Below are 20773 nucleotides of genomic sequence, written 5' to 3' on the forward strand. Positions count from 1 at the left end.
GGGGCGCGAAAGGGCGGGCCGGTGCGGGCCGGGGTGCGGTCGGCGTCAGGTGCCGTCGTAGCCGGCGGTCGGCATGGACAGCCGCCGGTGCACCTCCGCCTTCATCGCCGCGGTGTAGTACGGCTCGTCGAGCCCGGCGGTCTCCAGCCGGACGCCGCGCCGCCGGCACTCGGCGGCGAACTCCTCCACGGAGCTCAGGGCGCGGGCGAGCACACGGCGGTTGGGGGCGACGAACAGGTCGACCTGGCCGGCCTCCACGTCGCACCACAGGCCGCAGTGGTCGGCGCGCAGCCCGTAGACGAGGAACTCCTTCGTGACGACGTACCCCTGGTCGGCGGCCCAGCGGGCGCACATGGCGTGCTGGCTCCGGGTGTCGACCGCGAAGGGGTCGGTGTCGAGGTCCTCGAGCGGGGCCAGGCTGGCGATCGCGGCCACGCGCAGCTCATCCATGCCGCCCGACCCTACTCCGATCCGCGGCCGTGGAGGAGGGGGCTGCGGGGTCGGATCGGCGGGCGCCGTGCCGGGGCAGGCTCCGGGTGGCGGGCTTAGTCTCGGTGCGGGGGCCTGCGACTGCGACGGGGAGGCCGGGTGCCGGTGGAGATCACCTGGTGGGGTCATGCCGCCTGCACGGTGGAGGACTCCGGGGTGCGGGTGCTGACGGACCCGCTGTTCGCACCGCGGCTGGCGCACCTGCGGCGGCGGCGCGGGGTGCTGCCGCCGCCCGATGCGGCCGTGGCGGACGTGGCGGTGGTGTCGCACCTGCACGCCGACCACCTGCACCTGCCGTCCCTGGCCCGGCTCGCGCCCGGCACGCGGCTGGTGGTGCCGGGGGGCGCGCTGCGGGCGGTGCCGGGCCTGGCGCGGTTGGCCGGGGCGCGCGGGCTCGCCGTGACGGAGGCGGTGCCGGGGGATGTCGTCGGGATCGGGCGGGGAGTGCGGGTGCGGGCGGTCAGCGCGCGGCACGACGGGCGGCGGCTGCCGTGGGGGCCGCAGCGGGTGCGGGCGCTGGGCTTCGTGGTGGAGGGCGCCGGGCGGACGTACTTCGCCGGGGACACGGGCCTGTTCGCGGCGATGGCAGGGGAGGTGGGGCCGGTCGACGTGGCGCTGCTGCCGGTGGGCGGCTGGGGCCCGTACCTGGGGCCGGGGCATCTGGACGCGGCGGGTGCGGCGCGGGCGCTGGCGGCGCTGGCGCCGGCCGCGGCGGTGCCGGTGCACTACGGGACGTACTGGCCGATCGGGATGGATGCGGTGCGGCCGCACGAGTTCCATGCGCCGGGGCAGGAGTTCGCCCGGCTGGCGGGGCGGCTGGCGCCGGGTTCGGCGGTCCGGGTGCCGGGCCACGGCGAGCGGGTGCGGTTCCCGTGAGGGGCGGTGTCGCGGCGGCGGCCGGGGGCTGGGTGCGGGCGGCGGGCGCGGTGCCGGCGGAGACCGCCGAGCAGGCGGTGGGGTATCCGGCGCTGTTCCTGCTGGTGGCTCTGGGAGCGCTGGTTCCGGTGGTGCCGACGGGGGCGCTGGTGAGTTCGGCGGCGGTGGTGGCGTTCCACCGGTCCTCGCCGCCGCTGGGGGTGCTGCTGGTGATCGGTGTGGCCGCGCTGGCCGCGTTCGCCGGGGACCTGGCCCTGTACTGGCTGGGCGGGCGCGGGGTGCGGTCGCCGGGCGGGTCGCGGGGGTTGGAGCGGCTGCGGGCGCGGACCGCGCCGGAGCGGCTGGAGCAGGCGCGGGCGGGCCTGGAGCGGCGGGGGGTGCAGGTGCTGGTGGTGTCGCGGCTGGTGCCGGCCGGCCGGATCCCGGTGATGGCGGCCTGCCTGCTGGCCCAATGGCCGCTGCGCCGGTTCGCGCGCGGTGACGCGCCCGCGTGCGCGGCGTGGGCGGCGGCGTACGGGCTCATCGGGATCCTCGGCGGGTCGCTGTTCGCGGAGCCCTGGCAGGGCGTGGTGGCCGCGGTCGTCCTGGCGCTGCTGGCGGGCGCGGTGCCCGGGCTGTGGCGGCGGCTGCGGGGCGGGGGCGCGGGGTGACATCCGCGGGGTGACATCCGCGGGGTGGCCTTGCGGGAGCCGCGGCGGGCGTACGGGGCCGGGGAACACCGCAGTCCACGGGCGGGCGTACGGGCCGAGCAGGCGTACGGGCCGGGCATCCCGTACACAGGCGGGCCGGGAGCGCCGGGCACGGCGTACGGGCCGACCGGACGGGGCGGGGTCACCAGCAGCGGGACGCGCCGATCGACAGGTCCCACAGGTCCTCGCGGGCGAGGCCGGCGCGGTCCCAGGCGGCCCGGACGCGCTCCAGCGGCTCCGTGACGGGTTCGGCGGAGAGCACGAACGTCCCCCAGTGCATGGGCGCCATGCGGCGGGCCCCGACGTCGGTGCAGGCCCGGACGGCCTCTTCGGGGTCGGCGTGGACGTCGCGCAGCCACCAGCGCGGGGCGTACGCGCCGATCGGCAGCAGGGCCAGGTCGATGCCGGGATGGCGGCGGCCGATCTCGGAGAACCAGTGGCCGTAGCCGGTGTCCCCGGCGAAGTACAGCTTGTGCGGGGCCGGCGAGCGGGTGTCGGTGAGGATCCAGCCGCCCCACAGGCTGCGGCAGGTGTCGAGCAGGGTGCGCTTGGACCAGTGGTGGGCGGGGACGAAGTCGAAGCGTACGCCGTCCAGTTCGGCCGCCTCCCACCAGTCGAGCTCGGTGACGCGGGTGAAGCCGCGGCGGCGGCACCAGCGGCCGAGCCCGGCGGGCACGAAGAGCGGGGTGTGCCGGGGCAGCCGGCGCAGGGTGGGGGCGTCGAGGTGGTCGTAGTGGTTGTGGCTGATGACGACGGCGTCGACCGGCGGGAGGTCCTCCCAGGGGACGCCGACGGGCGTCATGCGGGCGGGTGTGGCGAGGATACGGCGCGACCAGACGGGGTCGGTGAGCACGGTCAGGCCGCCGGTCCGCACGACCCAGCTGGCGTGGCCGGCCCAGGTGACGCAGGACGTGCCGGGCGCCAGGACGGGCAGCGGGGCCGGCGCGCAGGGCAGGTCGGGGATGCCGGCCAGCCCGTCGGGGCCGGGCCGGAAGGCGCCTTCGCGGGCGAGGCGGGCGTAGGCGCGCAGGCCCGGCATCGGGGTGGTGAGCCGGTCGGCGAAGGAGCGGGGCCACAGGCGGCGCTCGCCGAGGGGGCGCGGGGCCGGCGGGGCGGGGGCGGGGCCGGCGGGCGGCCGCGGTGCGGGATCCGGCTCCGCGGTGGGCCGGGCGGGGCGGAATCCCGGATGCGGCGCGGTGCCGGGTGGCTGCGGGGGGCGGCGCGGGGCGGCGGGGGGAGCGCCGGTCTGATCCCTCATCAGGAAGTCTCCGTTCACGGCGGATGGGGCTCGTCGTGGCGGTCGGCGGTCGGGATGCGGTCGGGGCGTCGGCCGGGTGCCGGGGCCCGCGGCCCGGCGTTCCGCGGCGGGCGGGCCGGGGTGCGGGCGTACGGGCGGGGCGTGGTCATGGCGGCGGCCCGGCGAGGACCGTGCCGAGGCGGTCGAGGGAGGCGCGTATGGCCGGCAGGGCGAGCGGGTCGCGGGAGGTGAGGGCGGCGAGGCGCTCGCCGGGGGTGGCGCCGAGCAGTGGGCCGGTGGACAGGCGGACCCGGAGCGACCCGAGGTCGTCGGCGAAGCGCTGCCCGCCCGGGGCGGGGGCGCCGAGCCGGGCGCCGAGCCAGTCCTCCAGCTCCATCGCGTCGCGGATGCCGTGCCGGGCGAGGCCGGCGCGCAGCGGGTCCAGGTCGGCGTAGACGTGGCGGCCTGCCTGCGGGGGCCGGGCGAGGGCCCCGGCGGCGAGGAGCGTGCGGTGGACGGCGCCGGCGACCGCGCCGTGCAGGGCCGCGGCCCGGCGGGCCCGGTCGGCGACGGCGGGCGGCTCGTCCAGGGCGTGCGCGGCCGCGGCGGCGACGGGCCCGGCGACGAGCGCGCCCGTCGCGGCGAGCACGTCGAGGGTCCGGGCCCGCAGCCAGGTGCCGCGCGGGGTGCCGGGGAGGCGGGCCACGGCGGCGGGCCACCCGGCGGGCAGCAGGGCGCCCGACAGGTCCAGCAGGACGGCGGCCCCGCCGGGCAGCATCTCGGCCGGATTGAGGACGAGGGTGCGGTGCGGGACGTGCACGGTGTCGCGCCAGGTCTCGTCGCTGACGACGAACAGCCCGGCGGACTCGGCGGCCTCGCAGGCCTCCCGCAGCAGCTCGGGCGGCGGTACGGTCGCGGTCGGGTCGTCGGCGACGGACAGCAGCAGCACCCGCGGGTCGCCGCCTTCCGCGCGCACCCGGCGCACCGTCTCCAGCAGGGCGTACGGGTCCGGTACGCCGCCGCACTCGGCCGGGGTCGGCACGTGGTAGGCGCGGCGCCCCAGCAGCCGGATCTGCGGGGTCCACCAGGCGGGGCAGGGCCGGGGCAGCATCACGTCGCCGCCGTGCGCGCCGAGCAGCGCGAGCAGCAGCGCGGGCGCTCCGGGCCCGGCGGCGACCTCGTCGGGGGCGGTGGGGAGGCCGCGCCGCTGCCAGTGCCGGGCGGCCGCCTCCAGCAGGTGCGGGGCGCCGCCGGGCGGCTCGGGGTCCGAGCGGGCCGCGGCCGCGGCGAGGACGTCGGTGAGTTCGGGCAGCACCGGCAGGCCGGGCGCCGGCGCGGGCGGCCCGAACCGGACCGGGCCCCGGCCTTCCGCGGTGCGCTGCATCCCGGCCACGTCGCCCTGCCTTCCCCGTCGCGTAGGCTGCCCCGCTCGACCCTGCCCTTTATACGGTCGATCGCCGGGATGCGCCTGTTGTGGGCGGGCACCCGGCGCACTCATGCCTTGCGGCCGGTGAGGGCGAGGAGCCTGGTCTGGTCGTCCGCGCCCGGCGGGGGCTCCAGCGGGGGCCTGTACATGCCTCCGGCGGCGAGCCCGTCGGCGTACGGGGTGATCTCGTCGAGGGCGAACCGGACGAGTCCGGCGGGCAGCCGGTCGTCGCCTCCGACGGCGCGCGCGAGGTCCCAGGCGTGGACGACGCAGTCGGCGGTGAGTTCCGCGCAGTACGCGGCCGCCTTCGAGGGCCCGTAGGAGAGGGAGACGATCCGCTCCAGCGCCCAGGGGGAGGCGAAGGCCGTGTGGGCCGCCCGCGCGGCCCGTTCCCAGGCGGCGGCGGGGTCGTCGCCGAGGACGTCGCCGACGAAGCGGTCGCCGACTTCGGCGACGGTGCAGCCCTCCGTGACCAGCGGAGGCACCCACAGCTGTTCGGCGGTGACGTGGTTGACGAGGTCGCGCACGCTCCACTCGGTGCAGGGCGTGGGCAGGCCCCACTGGCGGGCCGCCACGGCGCGGACCCGCGCTCCGAAGAGCCGGAGCGCCTCGGCGTGCTGTTCGAGGAGTGGCTCCGGCATGCTCCCACCGCCTCCGACGCGGCCCGACGCCCCCGGGGCCCACTCTCCTCGCCCCCGGTGCGGCCTGCCACACCGCGTCCGCATTCCGGGATCCCCGTCCCGTGAGGCGGACGAGCGCGGGGGCGGGGAGGGCGGGCCGTCAGGACGCGCCGGCCGTCACCCGGACTGCTGTGCGAACGCCCCCACGACGAGGTCCGCGAGGAGGGCGCCGGCCCGGCCGTCGGGGTCCAGGTCGGGGTCGTAGATGGTGACGTTGAGTCCGACGCAGCGCGGGGAGCCGATCAGGACCCGCAGCAGGTCGGCCAGTTCGGCGGGGAGCAGGCCGTCGGGATCGGGGCTGTCGACGGCGGGCATCACCGAGGGGTCGAGGACGTCGGCGTCCAAATGCACCCAGAAGCCGGCGGTGACGGGCGGGTGCAGTCCGCCCAGCGCCGCCCGGGCCGCGGCCGCGGCGCCGCGGGCGCGGATGTCGCCGACGGTGGCGGTGCGGATGCCGGCGGCGCGCAGTTCGGGGAGGTCGGCGTCGCCGTCGCGCAGCCCGAAGAGGCGGACGTCCTCCTCCCGCAGGTACGGGCCCCGGCCCTCCAGGTCGGTGAGGTCGGCCTGGCCGCGGCCGGTGGCGAGGGCGAGCTCCTCGCCGCCGGCCGCGCCGACGGGCCCGTTGACGGCCTCGTTGCCGGGGTGGCGGAAGTCGGCCGAGCCGTCGATGGCCGCCAGCCCGTACCGGCCGAGCCGGCGCAGCGCCAGGGAGGCGCCCAGCTGGATGGAGCAGTCGCCGCCGAGGACGATCGGGAACTCGCCGGCCGCGAGGTGCTTCTCGATGCGGTCGGCGAGGGCGACGGTGTACGCGGCGAGCGGCCCGGCGTGGAAGACGCCGTCGCCCACCCGCCAGTCGCCCCGGTCGTAGCGGGGCGGCACCACGACGCCGCCCTCCCGGGCGCCGAGCCGGCTCAGCAGGCCCTGCTCGCGCAGGGCGCCGGCCAGCTTGTACACGCCGGGCACGGTGCCCGGTGTGGGCGGCCGCAGGCCGAGGTTGGAGGGTGCGTCGAGCAGGACGAGGCTTCGCATGGGATCATCCTGCGCCATTGCGGGCGCCCGGACCAGAGGCCCCTGCGGCCCCCGCGGTGATCGCCCAGCGCTCGTGGTCGCGCCAGGCTCCGTCGACGAGGAGGAAGTCCGGGGAAAAGCCCTCCAGTCGGAAGCCGCGGCTGCGGACGAGCCCGATGGAGGCGGTGTTGCCCGGCTGGATGTTGGCTTCCAGGCGGTGCAGCCCGAGACCGGCCGCGCCGGACCGGCCCGCCGTGTCGCGCGCGTCGCCCTCCGGGGCGCCGCCGGCGAGGGGGGCGAAGGCGTGGGCGAGGACCAGGTCGAGGCCCTCGCCGAGCAGCCCGCGTCCCGCGGCGTGCGCGAACGCCCCGTACCCCAGGGCCCCGCACCGGAAGGACCCGCGGACGATGTTGTTGACGTTGACGAAGCCGGCGATGGCGCCGGACGCCCGCTCGCACACCAGGAACCCGACCCGGCCGCCGTCGCCGCCGGACAGCCGCGCCGCGTACGGCTCGTACGCCTCCAGCGTGTCCGGCGGGAACAGCCACGGGTGGTGCAGTCCGCGGCTCTCGCGCACGCGGGCGGTGAACTCGGGCCCGTCGGCGGCCCGGTAGGACCGCAGCGCGACCCGGTCTCCTTCGACGAGGTACGGGGAAAACGGCATCCCCGCAGCGTAGTTGCCGTGGCAGGATCCCGCTGTGATCACCTACTCCCCCGCGGGCGGCGGGCTGCTGGAAGCCGCCGTCCGCAACAACGCCGAGTGGTGCGCCGCGGTCTGCCCCGGCGGCGCCTTCACCGCCGACGCCTGGACCAGCCCGCGCCGCACGCCGCCGTACTATCCGGACGCCGTGGCCCTGGCCCGCGGCGCCTCGGCCGCCGAGCTGGCCGCCGCCGTCGACACGGACGCGCCGGGCTGCTCGGTCAAGGACTCCTTCGCCGTCCTCGACCTGGCCCCCGCCGGCTTCGAGGTGCTGTTCGAGGCGCAGTGGATCCACCGCCCGGCCGGGCCGCCCGCCGGCCCCGGCTCCCTGCACTGGTCCCGGGCCGGCAGCCCCGCCGAACTGGCGCGGTGGGAGGCCGCCTGGAGCGGCGGGGAGCCGGCCGGCCTCTTCCGCCCCGGGCTGCTCACGGACGGCATCGCCTTCCTGGCGGGCCGGACCGGCGACGGCCGGATCGCCGCCGGGGCCGTCGCGAGCGCGGCCGCCGGGGTGGCCGGCATCTCCAACGTGTTCACGGCCGGGGGCGTTCCCGCCGACGAGGCCTGGTCGGGCGCCCTCGACCGGATCGCCGCCCTGTGGCCCGGCCTTCCGGTCGTCGGCTACGAGAGCGGGGAGGACCTGGAGACGGCCGCCCGGCACGGCTTCGCCCCGCTGGGCCCGCTCCGCGTCTGGCAGCACTCCCCCGCCTGAGCACCGCGGCCGGGGCGGGCCGGCGGGCCGCCGTCAGTCCGCCTCCAGCCGCAGCCGCGGCACGTCCGTCCGCTCGATGCCGAACACCTGCGCGTACAGCGACAGTTCCGCCTCAAGCGCCCGGACCATCGTCTCCGCCCGGCGGAACCCGTGCCCCTCGCCCTCGAAGGCCAGGTACGCGTGCGGCACCGACCTGCCGCGCAGCGCCGCCAGCAGCCGCTCCGCCTGCGCGGGCGGGCACACCGCGTCGTCCAGACCCTGGAGCAGCACGAACGGGGCGGTGATCCGGTCGGCGCGGGCCACGGGCGAGCGCTCCCGGCAGACCACGGCGAGGGTCTGCGGCGGCCCGGCCAGCCCCTCGACGTAGCGGGACTCCAGATCGTGGGTCTCCTCCGCGAAGCCGCGCAGGTCCAGGACCGGGTAGCGGATCGCCGCGCAGGCGTACAGGGACGTCGAGGCCAGCGACGCCGCGGCCGTCCAGCCGCCCGCGCTGCCGCCGCGGATGGCGAGGCGGGCCGGGTCCGCGGTCCCCTCGTCCGCGAGCGCCCGGGCCACGGCCGCGCAGTCCTCCACGTCGACCACGCCCCACTGCTCGCGCAGCCGCTCCCGGTAGGCGCGCCCGTAGCCCGTGGAGCCGCCGTAGTTGACCTCGACGACTCCGATGCCGCGGGAGGTGAAGTAGGCGATGTGCAGGTCGAGGACGGGCGGGACGTGCTCGGTGGGGCCGCCGTGCGCCCACACCGCGAACGGCGGCAGCTCGTCGGCGGGGGCCCGCCGCGCGGGATGGTACGGCGGGTAGACGTGGGCGTGGATCTCCCGGTCGTCCGGGCCGAGGAACGTGCGGGTCTGCGGCTCCGGGTAGTAGGCCGGGTCCACCGGGGCGGGGGCCTGCGCACCCACCACCCGGGCGTGGCCGGTGCGCGTGTCCAGCTCGACCACCTCGTAGGCGGTGCGGGGGCTGGCCGCGACCCCGTACACGAGGTCGCCGTGCGCGGCCAGCGTCGGCTGCCAGGCCGTCCACGGCCCGGCGGCGTCGACGAGGTCGCCGGTCTCGGGGTCCAGCACGCCGAGGACGCAGGAGCCCTGCCCGTGCAGGACGGCGACGAGGCCGCCCGCCGGACCGCCGGTGCGCGTGCCGGCCCCGGGCAGCGGGACGAGCCAGTTCAGCCCCGGCCGCCACAGCGCGCCCCCGAACTCCTCCTCCCGCGGGCACAGGTTCACCGCCGCGCCGGTCTCCGGGTCGACGCGGTACGGGTTCCACCAGCCGCTGCGGTCGCTGACCGCGAGCAGGGTGCCGTCCTGCGCCCAGTCGACCTGGGCGACGGCCTCGTCCGGGCCGCCGAGGACGGTGCGCGGGTCGGCGAGGGTGCCGTCGTCGGTGATCCGGGAGAGTTCCGCCTCGGTGCCGTCCCAGGGCATCCGGGGGTGGTCCCAGACCAGCCGCACCGCGTGCCGGCCGTCGGGCGACAGGCGCGGCCCGGTGCTGAAGCGGTGCCGGTCGTCTGTGAGTTCCCGCACGCGGGAGCGGTCCCCGGCCGCCGACCCGTCCAGCGGTACGGCGGCCAGGACGCGGCGGACGTCGGTGGGTGCGGGCCCGGTGAACTCCTCCAGGACGCACCAGGCCTCGCCGCCGCGCAGGACCGGGTCGGCCCAGCGCAGGGGGCGGCCGGGCGGGGACGGCGGGGTGAGGGGGCGGGGGGCGGGGCCGCCGGGCGCGTCCGGCTCGCAGGCGTACAGGCGCTGGTCGGCGAAGTGGACGAAGACGAGGAGCGGGCCGCCGCTGGGCCGCTCGGCACCCGCCCAGGGGCGGCCGCCGTACTCGGTGAACGCGCTGCGGACGTTCCACGGGGCGGGCAGGGCCGCGCGGGGCGGGCCGCCGGCGGCGGGGCGCCGGACCAGGGTGCGGCGGCCGCCTTCGGCGGGGCGCGGCTCGGTCCACCAGACCTCGCCGCCGAGGGTGCCGAGGTATTCGGGGCGGCCGTCGAGGGAGGCGGCGAGAGCGGCGTCGATGGGCGAGGGCCAGCTGCCGTACGGCTGCTCCCGGACGGGGGCGGCCTGCGGGGCTGCGGCGTGCGGGGCTGCGGCCGGGGGGTCCTCCCGGGCGGCGCCCATCACAGGGTCCGCAGCGCGCGGTCGAGGACGCGGACGCCGAAGTGCAGGGCGTCGACCGGGACGCGCTCGTCGACGCCGTGGAAGAGGGACCAGTAGTCGAAGCCGGGCGGGAGTCTGAGCGGGGAGAAGCCGTAGCCGGCGATGCCGAGGCGGGAGAACTGCTTGGCGTCGGTGCCGCCGGCCATGCAGAAGGGGACGACCCGCCCGTCGGGTGCGAAGCGCTCGACGGACTCGCGCAGAACGGCGAACGTCCGGTTGTCGACGGGTGCCTGGAGGGCGGGCTGGCGGTGGTGGAACTCCCAGGCGACGTCGGGCCCGGTCAGCTCGTTCAGGGTGGCGAGGAACTCCTGCTCGCCGCCGGGCAGCGTGCGGCCGTCGACGTAGGCGGTGGCGGTGCCGGGGATGACGTTGACCTTGTAGCCGGCGCTCATCATGGTCGGGTTGGCGCTGTTGCGCAGGGTCGCCTCGACGAGCGCCGCGGCCGGGCCGAGCTTGTGCAGCAGCTCGTCGAGGTCGGTGCCGCGGGCGCGCGGGTCGACCTGGAGGCCCTGCAGGGCGGCGAGTTCCGTGATGCAGGCGGCGACGGTGTCGGTGAGGCGGACGGGCCAGGTGTGCTCGCCGATCCTGGCCACGGCGGCGGCGAGCCGGCTGACGGCGTTGGCGGGGTTGGGCTTCGAGCCGTGCCCGGTCGTGCCGCGGGCGGTCAGCTTGAGCCAGGCGGTGCCGCGTTCGCCGGCCGCGATCGGGTAGAGGGGCTGGCGGGGGCCGTTGTGCACGGTGAAGGCCCCGGACTCGCCGAGCCCCTCCGTACAGCCCTCGAAGAGGCCGGCGTGGCGGTCGGCGAGGTAGCCCGCCCCGTCGACGGCGCTGTCCTCCTCGTCGGCGGTGTACGCGAGGACGATGTCCCGGCGGGGGGCGGCGCCGGCGCGGGCCCAGGCGCGCACCACGGCCAGGACCATGGCGTCCGTGTTCTTCATGTCGACGGCGCCGCGGCCCCACACGACCCCGTCGCGGACCTCCCCCGAGAAGGGGTCGGTGCTCCACTCGGCGGGGTCGGCGGGCACCACGTCGAGGTGGCCGTGGACGAGGAGGGCGTCCGCGCCGGGGTCGCTGCCGCGGATGCGGGCCACGACGTTGGTGCGGCCCGGGGTGCGCTCCAGCAGGACGGGCTCCAGGCCCGCCGCGGCGAGGCGCTCGGCGACGTACTCGGCGGCGGGGCGCTCGCGGCAGTCGCCGCCTCCCCTGTTGGAGGTGTCGATGCGGATGAGGTCCGAGGTGAAGGCGACGGCCTCGTCGAGGGCGGTCCGGTCGACCGGGGACTCCTCGACCGGCGGCTCCGCGGCCGGGGTGTGCGCGGCCGGGCACTGGGGGGTGACAGCGGGCATGTCAGCCATACTGCTCCTCCACGGCCGCGGAGACGACCGTCGTGACCGCCTTGAACGTGCGGATCCCCTCGTACATCGTCCCACTGGTGTACGCGGCCCTGCGCTCGCCGGCGCGTTCGACGCCGGGGACGACGGTGGCGGCCATCGCCAGGTGCTCCGCGTCGAACTCCATCTCCACGGTGTGGGGGCCGCGGCGGACCGGGTCGCGGCGGACGGCCAGGGCGGCGGCGGCCTTGGCGGCGGCCCGGATGTCGGCGGCGGTGCGGGCGGGGGTGCGGCAGACGGCGGCGTACCGGGAGACGTGGTCCTTGACGGCGACGGTCAGCGCGTCCGGGGCGTACCCGGCGGCGTCGGCGCAGGTCAGGTCGTCGCCGGTGACGAGGACGACGGGAACGCCGAACTCGGCGACGACGCGGGCGTTGAGCATGCCCTCGCTGGCGCGGACGCCGTCGAGCCAGACGCCGGTGAGGGAGTTGGCGAGGTAGGTGTGGGCGAGGACGCCCTCGGAGCCGGCGCCGCAGTGGTAGCCGACGAAGGCGATGCCGTCGACGTCGCCGTGCTGGACGCCCTCCACCATGGAGAGGGACTTGTGGCGGCCGGTGAGCATCTCGGCCCGCTCGTCGAGCTGTTCGAGGAGCAGGTTCCGCATGGTCCAGTGTGCTTCGTTGACGAGCACCTCGTCGGCCCCGCCGTCGAAGAAGCCGAGGACGGCCGCGTTCACGTCGGAGGTGAACATCGGTCGGCAGCGCTCCCACTGGGGAGTGCCGGGCAGGACGTCGGCGGGCCAGGTGACGCCGGTGGCGCCTTCCATGTCGGCCGAGACGAGGATCTTCATCGGGCCCCCTGGGCGGTCGGCTGCGCGCGGCGCCGGCTGACCGGGCGGCCCGCCCGCCCGCGCAGGCGTCCAGCCTAGCCCTCCGGGGCCGCCGCGGCCGCGGACCACGCCCGGGCGCCGGCGGCTCACCCGTGCCGGGAATTCCACCCGATCCGGTGAGCCACCGGGGCACTGCCCCGCCCGCGGCCGCGGCCCCGGACGGAAGGCGGCGGGCCTGCAACGGGCCGGTCCCGGGCCCGAGTTCGCTACTCGACCTCGTTCGCCAGGTTCTCGAGGACGGTGTCGTAGATGCGGCCGAGGCCCTTGGGGGCGAAGGTGCGCTCGAAGAAGCCGCCGATGCCGCCGGCGCCGTTCCAGACGGTGGTCACCACGGCCTTGGACTTGCCCTCGCCGGCCGGGGTGACGGTCCAGGTGGTGACCATGGAGGAGTTGCGGTCCTTCTCCACGAGCTGGCCGTCGGTCGGCTCGCTGACGTCGAGCAGGCAGTCGCGGACGCGCTTGCTGGTGGCCTGGAGCTTCCAGTGGACGAGGGTCCCCTCGCCGTCGCCGCCCTCGCGCACCTCGTACTCGCTGAAGTGCTCGGGCAGCAGCTTGCGCCGGGTACCGGTGTAGTCGGCCAGCGTGTCGAACACGGTCTCCGCGTCGGCCGCGATGATCCGCTCCGTGGTGGCCTCGACCTGCGCCATACCTGATCCTCCAGCAGTTGTGTTGCCTCGACGCCGGCAAGCCAACCACCTCGGGGGCGGAGCCCCAAAATCGGGGCGGGGCACCTGCCCCGCGCGAGGGGGCCGGCCGGGGCTCCGGTGCGATGTGCGGCGCGGTGAGCGCGGACGGGCGTGCGGGGCTCATCCCATCGGGCCAATCGGGCGTCGAGTGGCGCCTTCCCGGCCGGGGTTTCCGGGACGATTCCGCCCAGAACCCTCGGCTGGGAGGCCCCATGCTGCACCCGTTGAACAAGCGCAGTCCCCTGAAGAAGCGTGCCGCCGCCGCGGTGGCGGTCGCCACCGCCGCCGCGGCGGCCGCGGCCGCGGCGGCACCGGCAGGAGCCGTGCCCGCCGCCGGCCCCGGGGAAGCCGCCGCGCCGGCCGCCGCCCTGCGGTGGACGGGCTGCGCGACCACCCGGTACCCGTCCCTGCAGTGCGCCTCCCTCCAGGTCCCCCTCGACCACGCCGACCCGCAGGGCCGCCGGATCACCCTCGCCCTGACGCGCGTCCCGCACACCGCCGCCAGGAGCCAGGGCCCGCTGCTGGTCAACCCGGGCGGCCCGGGCGGCAGCGGCCGCAACCTCGCCCCGTACCTCGCCTCCGCCCTGCCCAAGGACGTCGCCGCCCAGTACGACGTCATCGGCTTCGACCCGCGCGGCGTCGGCCGCAGCGAGCCCGCCCTCGACTGCGCCGCCGGGCACTTCGACCCCGTACGCCCGGACTCCGTGCCCCGCACCCTGCAGGCCGAGCAGGCCAACCTGGACCGGGTGCGGGCCTTCGCCGAGGCCTGCCAGGCCAGGCACGGGGACGTCCTGCCGTACATCGACACGGTCTCGGCGGCCCGCGACATGGAGGCGATCCGCGCGGCGCTCGGCGCGCCGAAGCTCAGCTACTTCGGCTACTCCTACGGCACCTACCTCGGCGCGGTGTACGCCAAGCTGCACCCGGGCCGGGTGCACCGGATGGTCCTGGACTCGGTGGTCGATCCCGACGGGGTCTGGTACGAGGACAACCTCGCCCAGGACCGGGCCTTCGACGCCCGCCACCGGGCGTTCCTGTCCTGGGTCGCGGAGCACGACGCCGTCTACCGGCTCGGGAGCGACCCGGACGAGGTGGAGGAGCGCTGGTACGCGATGCGCGCGGCCCTGGCCGCGGAGCCGGCCGGCGGCAAGGTGGGCCCGTCGGAGCTGGAGGACACCTACATGCCGGGCGGCTACTACGACGGCTACTGGCCGGTCCTGGCCGAGGCGTTCTCGAAGTACGCGGCGGACGGGCAGGCGGCGCCGATGGTGGCGGCGTACGAGAAGTTCGGGGCGGTCGCGCCGACGGCGGGCAACGGGTACAGCGTCTACACGGCGGTGCAGTGCCGCGACTCGGCCTGGCCGGCGGACTGGAACCGCTGGCGGGCCGACATGTGGCGGACCCACGCCGCGGCCCCCTTCATGACCTGGAACAACGCCTGGTACAACGCCCCCTGCGCGTTCTGGAAGACGGGGCCCCTCAAGGCCCCGGACGTGGCCAACGCCGACCTCCCTCCGGCGCTTCTGCTCCAGGCCACCGAGGACGCGGCGACGCCGTTCGGCGGCGCCCTGGCCATGCGGGGCAAGCTGAAGGGGTCGGCGCTGGTCGTGGAGGCCGGCGGCGGCAACCACGGGGTGTCGATGGGCGGGAACGCCTGCCTGGACGAGAAGGTGGCCGCCTACCTGCGGACGGGCGCCGCGGCGGACGCGACGTGCGCCGCGCAGCCCGCGCCGCAGCCGGCCGCCGGTACGCGCGAGGCGGCGCCGTCGGCGGGCGGGGCGGTCCTCCACGGGCTCCTGGGCTTCCGGAGCTGATCACCGGGCGGGCACAATCGCGCCCATGACGACCACGGCAGCCGGCGCCTCCGCCGCCCCGCACATCACCCGTGTCCCCGCGCCCGAGGGCATGGCCCCGAGCCCGCAGTACAGCCACGTCGTCTGGGGCTCCGGGCGGTTCGTCGCCGTGTCCGGCCAGTGCGCGTTCGACGAGCGGGGCGAGGTGGTCGGCGCCGGCGACGCCGCCGCGCAGGCCCGGCAGGTGTTCGAGAACCTGCGCCGGTGCCTGGCTGCGGCCGGGGCCGGTTTCGACGACGTCGTGAAGCTGACGTACTTCGTGACGGACACGGCGCACCTGCCGGCCCTGCGGGCGGCCCGCGACGAGGTGATGCCGGCCGGCCGGCTCCCGGCCTCCTCGGCGGTGCAGGTGGCCGCGCTCGTCCGCCCCGAGCTGCTCGTCGAGGTGGAGGCCTTCGCCGTCGTCCCGGAACCGGACAGCCCCTGACCCCGGGGCGGCTCAGGGCAGTGCGCGGAGGGCGCGGGTGGCCGCCGGCGCCAGGCGGGGGTGCTCCTGGGCGCGGGTGAGGACCTCGCGGGCGCGCGCGTCGGCCAGCTCGCCGAGGCCCTCCACGCAGGCGAGGGCCACCCGCCAGTACGGGTCGTGGGGGGAGAGCAGCCGCGACAGGGTGCGGATCAGGGCGGGCGCGGACTCCGGCGCGCGCAGCGCCGCCAGGAGGCGGACCGGGTGGAGCGCGTACGCCGTGCGCAGCTCGTTGGTGGCCAGGGCGGCCGCCGCGCGGGCGGTCCGCTGGTCGCCCAGCGCGGCCAGGGCGTGGGCGGCGGCGGCGCAGCGCGGCGGGTCGCGGTGGTTCAGGAGCAGCACCAGCGGTTCGAACGCGCGGGCGTCGCGGGCGAGGCCCAGCCGGTAGGCGGCGAGTTCCCGCGCCCACAGGGGCAGGCCGGCGCGGGTGAGGGCCGCCGCGAGGTCGTCGGGTCCGGCGTCGAGGAGTTCCCCGTACCGGGGCGATCCCGCCGCTTCCGCCCGGAGGCGCTCCAGTACGTCCGGTACGTCGGTCACCGGCCCACCCTAGGGCTTGGCGGGCCGGCCCCGGGGGCGTTTGCGGTGATCGCCCGGCCGGCCGCGGCCCCGCCGCGCCTGCGGCGCGGCGTACGTCACACCGTCCGGCATCTCCCTTGCTCTGGCCAACGAGTTACCGGCGGGTTAATCTGCCTTCACACGTTCGGGGCAGGCCTGGTGACGCAGCCGCCCCGTGCCAGTCGGTCCGGTGCCCCGGCCGTCCCTGCGGGCGGCGAGGCGCCCTTCGCACCGCCCTGTGCGCCCGTGCCGCCTTCCGCGGACGGCGCTCTGCTTGCGGCGCGGCCCCGGGACAGGGTCCGCCGTCCTCCGCTCCGCCCCTGCTTCGGCTTCCTGTGCGGAATCCCCGTGTTCCCCCGGCCGCGTGTCGTGCGCCGCGCGCCGCCCCCAGTCGTCACCCTCATCCACTGGAGTCCCGCGATGGACCTTCCGTCCACGTCCGGTCAGCCCGCTCTGCAGACCATCGCCGTCGTCGGCCTCGGCACGATGGGCACCGGCATCGCCGAGGTGCTCGCCCGTGCCGGCCGCGAGGTCATCGGCATCGACATCAGCGAGGCCGCCGCCCGCCGCGCCACCGAGTCCCTCGCCGCCGCGACCGCCCGCTCGGTCGCCCGCGGCGACCTGTCGGAGGAGGAGCGCGAGGCCGTGCTGGCCCGGCTGCGGACCTTCGGCGAGCTGGCGGCCGCCGCCGGCGCCGACCTCGTCGTCGAGGTCGTGCCGGAGGACTACGACCTCAAGCACCGGATCTTCACCGAGCTCGACGCGGTCGTGCGCCCCGACGCGATCCTCGCGACGGGCACGAACGCCCTGTCGGTGACCCGGCTCGCCGCCGAGTCGCTGCGCCCGGAGCGGGTCCTGGGCCTGCACTTCTTCCACCCGGCCCCCGCGATGAAGCTGGTCGAGGTGGTCTCCAGCGTCCTGACGGCCCCGCCGGCCGTGGAGGCGGTCACCGCCCTGGCGCGGGAGCTCGGCAAGGAGCCCGTGTCGCTCGGCGACCGGCCCGGTTTCGTCGCCGACGGCCTGCTGTTCGGCTACCTGAACCAGGCCGCCGCGATGTACGAGTCGAAGTACGCCTCCCGGGAGGACATCGACGCGGCGATGCGGCTCGGCTGCGGCCTGCCGATGGGCCCGCTGGCGCTGCTGGACATGATCGGCGTGGACACGGCGCGGACCGTCCTGGAGGCCATGTACGAGGCGTCGGGCGACCGGCTGCACGCGCCCGCCCCGATCCTCGGACATCTGGCGGAGGCCGGGCTGACCGGCCAGAAGTCCGGGCGCGGCTTCTACACGTACGAGGCCCCGGGCAGCCAGGTCGTCGTGCGGGACGCGCAGACGCCGCTGGACGGCGCGGGCCTCGGCGAGGGCCGGCCGGTCTCGCGGGTCGGCGTGGCCGGCTCGGGGACCATGGCGGGCGGGATCGCGCAGGTCTTCGCGCAGGCCGGGTACGAGGTGGTCCTCGCGGGCCGCAGCCTGGAGAAGGCGGAGGCGGCGAAGGCGGCGATCGGCAAGTCCCTGGACCGTGCGGTGTCCAAGGGCCGGCTGACGGAGGAGGCGGCGCAGGAGACCCTCGCGCGGATCGCGCCGGCCGGTTCGCTGGACGCTTTCGCGGAGGTCGACCTGGCGGTCGAGGCGGTCGCCGAGGACCTGGCGGTCAAGCAGGAGCTGTTCGCCGCCCTCGACAAGGTCTGCCGGCCGGGCGCGGTGCTGGCCACCACGACGTCCTCGCTGCCGGTCATCGCCTGCGCCCGGGCGACGTCGCGCCCGCAGGACGTGGTCGGCATGCACTTCTTCAACCCGGCGCCGGCGATGAAGCTCGTCGAGGTGGTCCGGACCGTCCTCACCTCGGACGACGTCCACGCCACCGTCCGCGCCGTCTGCACGCGGATCCGCAAGCACCCGGTCGACTGCGGGGACCGGGCCGGGTTCATCGTGAACGCGCTGCTGTTCCCGTACCTGAACAACGCGGTCAAGATGGTCGAGCAGCACTACGCCTGCATCGACGACATCGACGCGGCGATGCGGCTGGGCGGCGGCTACCCGATGGGCCCGTTCGAGCTCCTCGACGTGGTCGGCCTCGATGTCTCCCTGGCGATCGAGAAGGTCCTCCACAAGGAGTTCCGCGACCCGGGTCTGGCCCCGTCCCCGCTGCTGGAGCACCTGGTCGCGGCCGGCTGCCTGGGCCGGAAGACGGGCCGCGGATTCCGTGAGTACGCCCGCCGGTAAGCGGAGGGCACCCGAGCCGGATGCGTGGGGAGGGCTGCTCGGGTCCGCCGGACCCTCACGGCGGGCCGTTCCCTCCGAGCCCAGTGCGGGCCCTCCCCCGCATCCTCCACCTCCGTCCCACCCCCCTCAGGCGCGCGCCCCGGCGCGGATGAAGTACTTTCGCTCTATGTCCCAGCCCGCCAAGACCTCGTCCCGCGCCGCCACGGCCTCCGACAGCCCGGAGAGCGCGGCCGGCACCAAGGCGGCCGCCCAGCGCCTGAAGATGCGCCGCGAGCTCGCGACCGCCGCGATGGAGCTGTTCGCGACGAAGGGGTACGAGGCGACCACGGTCGACGAGATCGCCGCGGCCGCGGGGGTGGCGCGCAGGACCTTCTTCCGGCACTTCCGGTCCAAGGAAGAGGCGATCTTCCCGGACCACGACGACACCCTGACCCGCGCCGAGGCCGTGCTGGACGCGGCCCCCGCCCACGAGCACCCGCTCGACACGGTGTGCCGCGGGATCAAGGAGGTCATGAAGATGTACGCGGCCTCCCCGGCGGTGTCGGTGGAGCGCTACCGGCTGACGCGGGAGGTGCCGGCGCTGCGGGAGCGGGAGATCGCCTCCGTCGCCCGGTACGAGCGGCTGTTCACCCGCTACCTGCTGGCCCATTTCGACGAGGCGGAGCACCACGACGGCAACGACGACCCGCTGCTGGCGGAGGTGGCCGCGTCCGCGGTGGTGACGGCCCACAACCACGTGCTGCGGCGGTGGCTGCGCTCGGGCGGCCAGGGGGACGTGGAGGCGCAGCTGGACCACGCGTTCGCGATCGTGCGCAAGACCTTCGGGACGGGCATCGGGGCCGGTCGGGCCCTGGCGGCCGTGCCCTCCCCCGCCGGCTCCGGCGCGGACGCGCCGCCCGCGGCGGTGCGCGCCCAGGACGAGGTGCTGGTGGCGGTGGCGCGTACGGACGCCCCGCTGGAGGAGGTCATGCGGACGATCGAGGAGGCTTTGCGCAACGCCTAGGCGGTGCCCCGGGGGCCTCCGGGACCACTTGAAGCGATACGCGTCACAGCGGCCGCTCCCTTCACGGGAGCGGCCGCTTCCGTTTGTCCGAGTTGCCCCTACTCATCGGTAACTCTGATCGATCATCGCTCATCTGCGCAGGTCAATCGGCAAATGAGAGAAAGTTTTGGCACGCCGTGCCTTGCCGGGTGACACGGGGTGCCATACGTTGAAGACGTCCGGATGTCCCCGCGGTCCCGGCCCACTCGGCCACGGAACGCGCCCCGGACGCCTGCGTCACCAGGCATGCACGCCGCACCACCGGCGTCACCCGCACCACCGCTCCGGCCGGACCGACGGCACAGCAGCACCCACCACACACGCCACCCGCGCATCCCCAGCGCACCCTCATCAGCGCTCCCCCCGGCCCCGCCGGGGCGCACCCCCAGGAGGCAACACCGTGAAGGACATCCTGGACGCGATCCAGTCGCAGTCCGCGACGGCCGAGGACTTCGCTGCCCTGCCGGTCCCCGAGTCCTACCGCGCCATCACCGTCCACAAGGACGAGACGGAGATGTTCGCCGGACTCACCACCCGCGAGAAGGACCCGCGCAAGTCCCTGCACCTGGACCAGGTCCCGGTGCCGGAGCTCGGCCCGGGCGAGGCCCTCGTCGCCGTCATGGCGTCGTCGGTCAACTACAACTCCGTGTGGACCTCGATCTTCGAGCCGCTGTCCACCTTCGGCTTCCTGGAGCGCTACGGCCGGGTCTCCGACCTCGCCAAGCGCCACGACCTGCCGTACCACGTCATCGGCTCCGACCTGGCCGGCGTCGTCCTGCGCACCGGCCCGGGCGTCAACTCCTGGAAGCCGGGCGACGAGGTCGTCGCGCACTGCCTGTCCGTCGAGCTGGAGTCCTCCGACGGCCACAACGACACGATGCTCGACCCCGAGCAGCGCATCTGGGGCTTCGAGACCAACTTCGGCGGCCTCGCGGAGATCGCCCTGGTCAAGTCGAACCAGCTGATGCCCAAGCCGGCCCACCTCAGCTGGGAGGAGGCCGCCGCCCCCGGCCTGGTCAACTCCACCGCCTACCGCCAGCTCGTCTCCGGCAACGGCGCCGGCATGAAGCAGGGCGACAACGTCCTGATCTGGGGCGCCAGCGGCGGCCTCGGCTCCTACGCCACCCAGTTCGCCCTCGCCGGCGGCGCCAACCCGATCTGCGTCGTCTCCTCCCCCGAGAAGGCCGACATCTGCCGCTCCATGGGCGCCGAGGCGGTCATCGACCGCAACGCCGAGGGCTACAAGTTCTGGAAGGACGAGCGCACCCAGGACCCGCGCGAGTGGAAGCGCTTCGGCTCGAAGATCCGCGAGCTGACCGGCGGCGAGGACATCGACATCGTCTTCGAGCACCCCGGCCGCGAGACCTTCGGCGCGAGCGTCTACGTCACCCGCAAGGGCGGCACCATCACCACCTGCGCCTCCACCTCGGGCTACATGCACGAGTACGACAACCGCTACCTGTGGATGTCGCTGAAGCGGATCATCGGCTCGCACTTCGCCAACTACCGCGAGGCGTGGGAGGCCAACCGCCTGATCGCCAAGGGCAAGATCCACCCCACCCTGTCGAAGGTCTACTCCCTGGAGGAGACCGGCCAGGCCGCCCACGACGTGCACCGCAACGTCCACCAGGGCAAGGTCGGCGTGCTCTGCCTGGCCCCCGAGGAAGGCCTCGGCGTCCGCGACCACGAGCTCCGCGCCCAGCACGTCGACGCCATCAACCGCTTCCGGAACGTCTGACCGACCCGAACCGTCGTCGGACCGATCA

19 protein-coding genes are annotated in these 20773 nt (G+C 76.3%); 8 read left to right on the forward strand and 11 right to left on the reverse strand.

Going from position 1 to position 20773, the window contains the following annotated elements:
• Window positions 1-45: 45 nt before the first annotated feature.
• Complete coding sequence (locus tag ACZ462_RS23015; protein WP_467804712.1) at window positions 46-450, reverse strand: recombinase family protein; 405 nt, start codon at window positions 448-450, stop codon at window positions 46-48.
• Window positions 451-588: 138 nt separating this feature from the next.
• Between ACZ462_RS23015 and ACZ462_RS23020 the strand changes: the two genes are divergently transcribed.
• On the forward strand, window positions 589-1365 hold the full coding sequence (locus tag ACZ462_RS23020; RefSeq protein WP_467804711.1) for an MBL fold metallo-hydrolase: 777 nt from the start codon (window positions 589-591) through the stop codon (window positions 1363-1365).
• A complete protein-coding gene (locus ACZ462_RS23025; RefSeq protein WP_467804710.1) occupies window positions 1362-2015 on the forward strand; it encodes a DedA family protein in 654 nt (217 codons plus the stop codon). The genes ACZ462_RS23020 and ACZ462_RS23025 overlap by 4 nt, the downstream gene beginning before the upstream one ends.
• A 181-nt stretch (window positions 2016-2196) precedes the next feature.
• Here ACZ462_RS23025 and ACZ462_RS23030 read toward each other — a convergent pair whose 3' ends face one another.
• The 5 genes from ACZ462_RS23030 to ACZ462_RS23050 form a co-directional block, all read right to left on the reverse strand.
• Window positions 2197-3312: an MBL fold metallo-hydrolase gene (locus ACZ462_RS23030; protein ID WP_467804709.1), complete on the reverse strand. Its 1116-nt coding sequence runs from the start codon at window positions 3310-3312 to the stop codon at window positions 2197-2199.
• 145 nt (window positions 3313-3457) lie between these two features.
• Window positions 3458-4675, reverse strand: a complete 1218-nt coding sequence (locus ACZ462_RS23035) for an aminotransferase class I/II-fold pyridoxal phosphate-dependent enzyme (protein WP_467804790.1) — start codon at window positions 4673-4675, stop codon at window positions 3458-3460.
• A gap of 110 nt (window positions 4676-4785) precedes the next feature.
• Window positions 4786-5358, reverse strand: coding sequence for a TIGR03086 family metal-binding protein (locus ACZ462_RS23040; protein WP_467804708.1), 573 nt, complete (start codon window positions 5356-5358; stop codon window positions 4786-4788).
• Between the two features lie 156 nt (window positions 5359-5514).
• The gene (locus tag ACZ462_RS23045) at window positions 5515-6426 is read right to left on the reverse strand and encodes an arginase family protein (RefSeq protein WP_467804707.1); all 912 of its coding nucleotides are present in this window, start codon (window positions 6424-6426) and stop codon (window positions 5515-5517) included.
• 4 nt (window positions 6427-6430) lie between these two features.
• Complete coding sequence (locus tag ACZ462_RS23050; RefSeq protein ID WP_467804705.1) at window positions 6431-7069, reverse strand: GNAT family N-acetyltransferase; 639 nt, start codon at window positions 7067-7069, stop codon at window positions 6431-6433.
• A 34-nt stretch (window positions 7070-7103) separates the two neighbouring features.
• On the opposite strand from ACZ462_RS23050, the gene ACZ462_RS23055 reads away from it, so the two are divergent.
• Entirely contained in the window at window positions 7104-7814 is a 711-nt protein-coding gene (locus ACZ462_RS23055) for a hypothetical protein (RefSeq protein ID WP_467804704.1), read from the forward strand.
• 33 nt (window positions 7815-7847) lie between these two features.
• Here ACZ462_RS23055 and ACZ462_RS23060 read toward each other — a convergent pair whose 3' ends face one another.
• The 4 genes from ACZ462_RS23060 to ACZ462_RS23075 form a co-directional block, all read right to left on the reverse strand.
• Window positions 7848-9926 (reverse strand): S9 family peptidase, encoded by a 2079-nt coding sequence (locus tag ACZ462_RS23060; protein WP_467804703.1) that lies wholly within the window; start codon window positions 9924-9926, stop codon window positions 7848-7850.
• Complete coding sequence (locus ACZ462_RS23065; protein ID WP_467804702.1) at window positions 9926-11320, reverse strand: M20/M25/M40 family metallo-hydrolase; 1395 nt, start codon at window positions 11318-11320, stop codon at window positions 9926-9928. The genes ACZ462_RS23060 and ACZ462_RS23065 overlap by 1 nt, the downstream gene beginning before the upstream one ends.
• Window positions 11313-12146: a M55 family metallopeptidase gene (locus ACZ462_RS23070; protein ID WP_467804700.1), complete on the reverse strand. Its 834-nt coding sequence runs from the start codon at window positions 12144-12146 to the stop codon at window positions 11313-11315. Before ACZ462_RS23070 ends, ACZ462_RS23065 begins: the two co-directional genes overlap by 8 nt.
• A 245-nt stretch (window positions 12147-12391) precedes the next feature.
• Window positions 12392-12832: an SRPBCC family protein gene (locus ACZ462_RS23075; RefSeq protein WP_467804699.1), complete on the reverse strand. Its 441-nt coding sequence runs from the start codon at window positions 12830-12832 to the stop codon at window positions 12392-12394.
• A 251-nt stretch (window positions 12833-13083) separates the two neighbouring features.
• Between ACZ462_RS23075 and ACZ462_RS23080 the strand changes: the two genes are divergently transcribed.
• Together ACZ462_RS23080 and ACZ462_RS23085 are read left to right on the forward strand one after the other, a co-directional pair.
• A complete protein-coding gene (locus ACZ462_RS23080) occupies window positions 13084-14685 on the forward strand; it encodes an alpha/beta hydrolase (RefSeq protein WP_467804698.1) in 1602 nt (533 codons plus the stop codon).
• A 25-nt stretch (window positions 14686-14710) separates the two neighbouring features.
• The gene (locus ACZ462_RS23085; protein WP_467804696.1) at window positions 14711-15151 is read left to right on the forward strand and encodes a RidA family protein; all 441 of its coding nucleotides are present in this window, start codon (window positions 14711-14713) and stop codon (window positions 15149-15151) included.
• 12 nt (window positions 15152-15163) lie between these two features.
• On the opposite strand, the gene ACZ462_RS23090 is transcribed toward ACZ462_RS23085, so the two are convergent.
• Window positions 15164-15724 carry an adenylosuccinate lyase gene (locus ACZ462_RS23090; protein WP_467804695.1) on the reverse strand — a complete coding sequence of 187 codons (561 nt, stop codon included), beginning with the start codon at window positions 15722-15724 and terminating at the stop codon, window positions 15164-15166.
• Window positions 15725-16162: 438 nt separating this feature from the next.
• On the opposite strand from ACZ462_RS23090, the gene ACZ462_RS23095 reads away from it, so the two are divergent.
• The 3 genes from ACZ462_RS23095 to ccrA all read left to right on the forward strand — a co-directional run bounded on the left by ACZ462_RS23095 (window position 16163) and on the right by ccrA (window position 20745).
• Window positions 16163-17965, forward strand: coding sequence for a 3-hydroxyacyl-CoA dehydrogenase family protein (locus ACZ462_RS23095; protein WP_467804693.1), 1803 nt, complete (start codon window positions 16163-16165; stop codon window positions 17963-17965).
• A gap of 166 nt (window positions 17966-18131) precedes the next feature.
• Entirely contained in the window at window positions 18132-18968 is an 837-nt protein-coding gene (locus tag ACZ462_RS23100) for a TetR family transcriptional regulator (protein WP_467804692.1), read from the forward strand.
• A 439-nt stretch (window positions 18969-19407) separates the two neighbouring features.
• Window positions 19408-20745, forward strand: coding sequence for a crotonyl-CoA carboxylase/reductase (gene ccrA / locus ACZ462_RS23105; protein WP_467804691.1), 1338 nt, complete (start codon window positions 19408-19410; stop codon window positions 20743-20745).
• Window positions 20746-20773 lie beyond the last annotated feature (28 nt).

It is taken from the genome of Streptomyces sp. NPDC031121 (assembly GCF_055570615.1).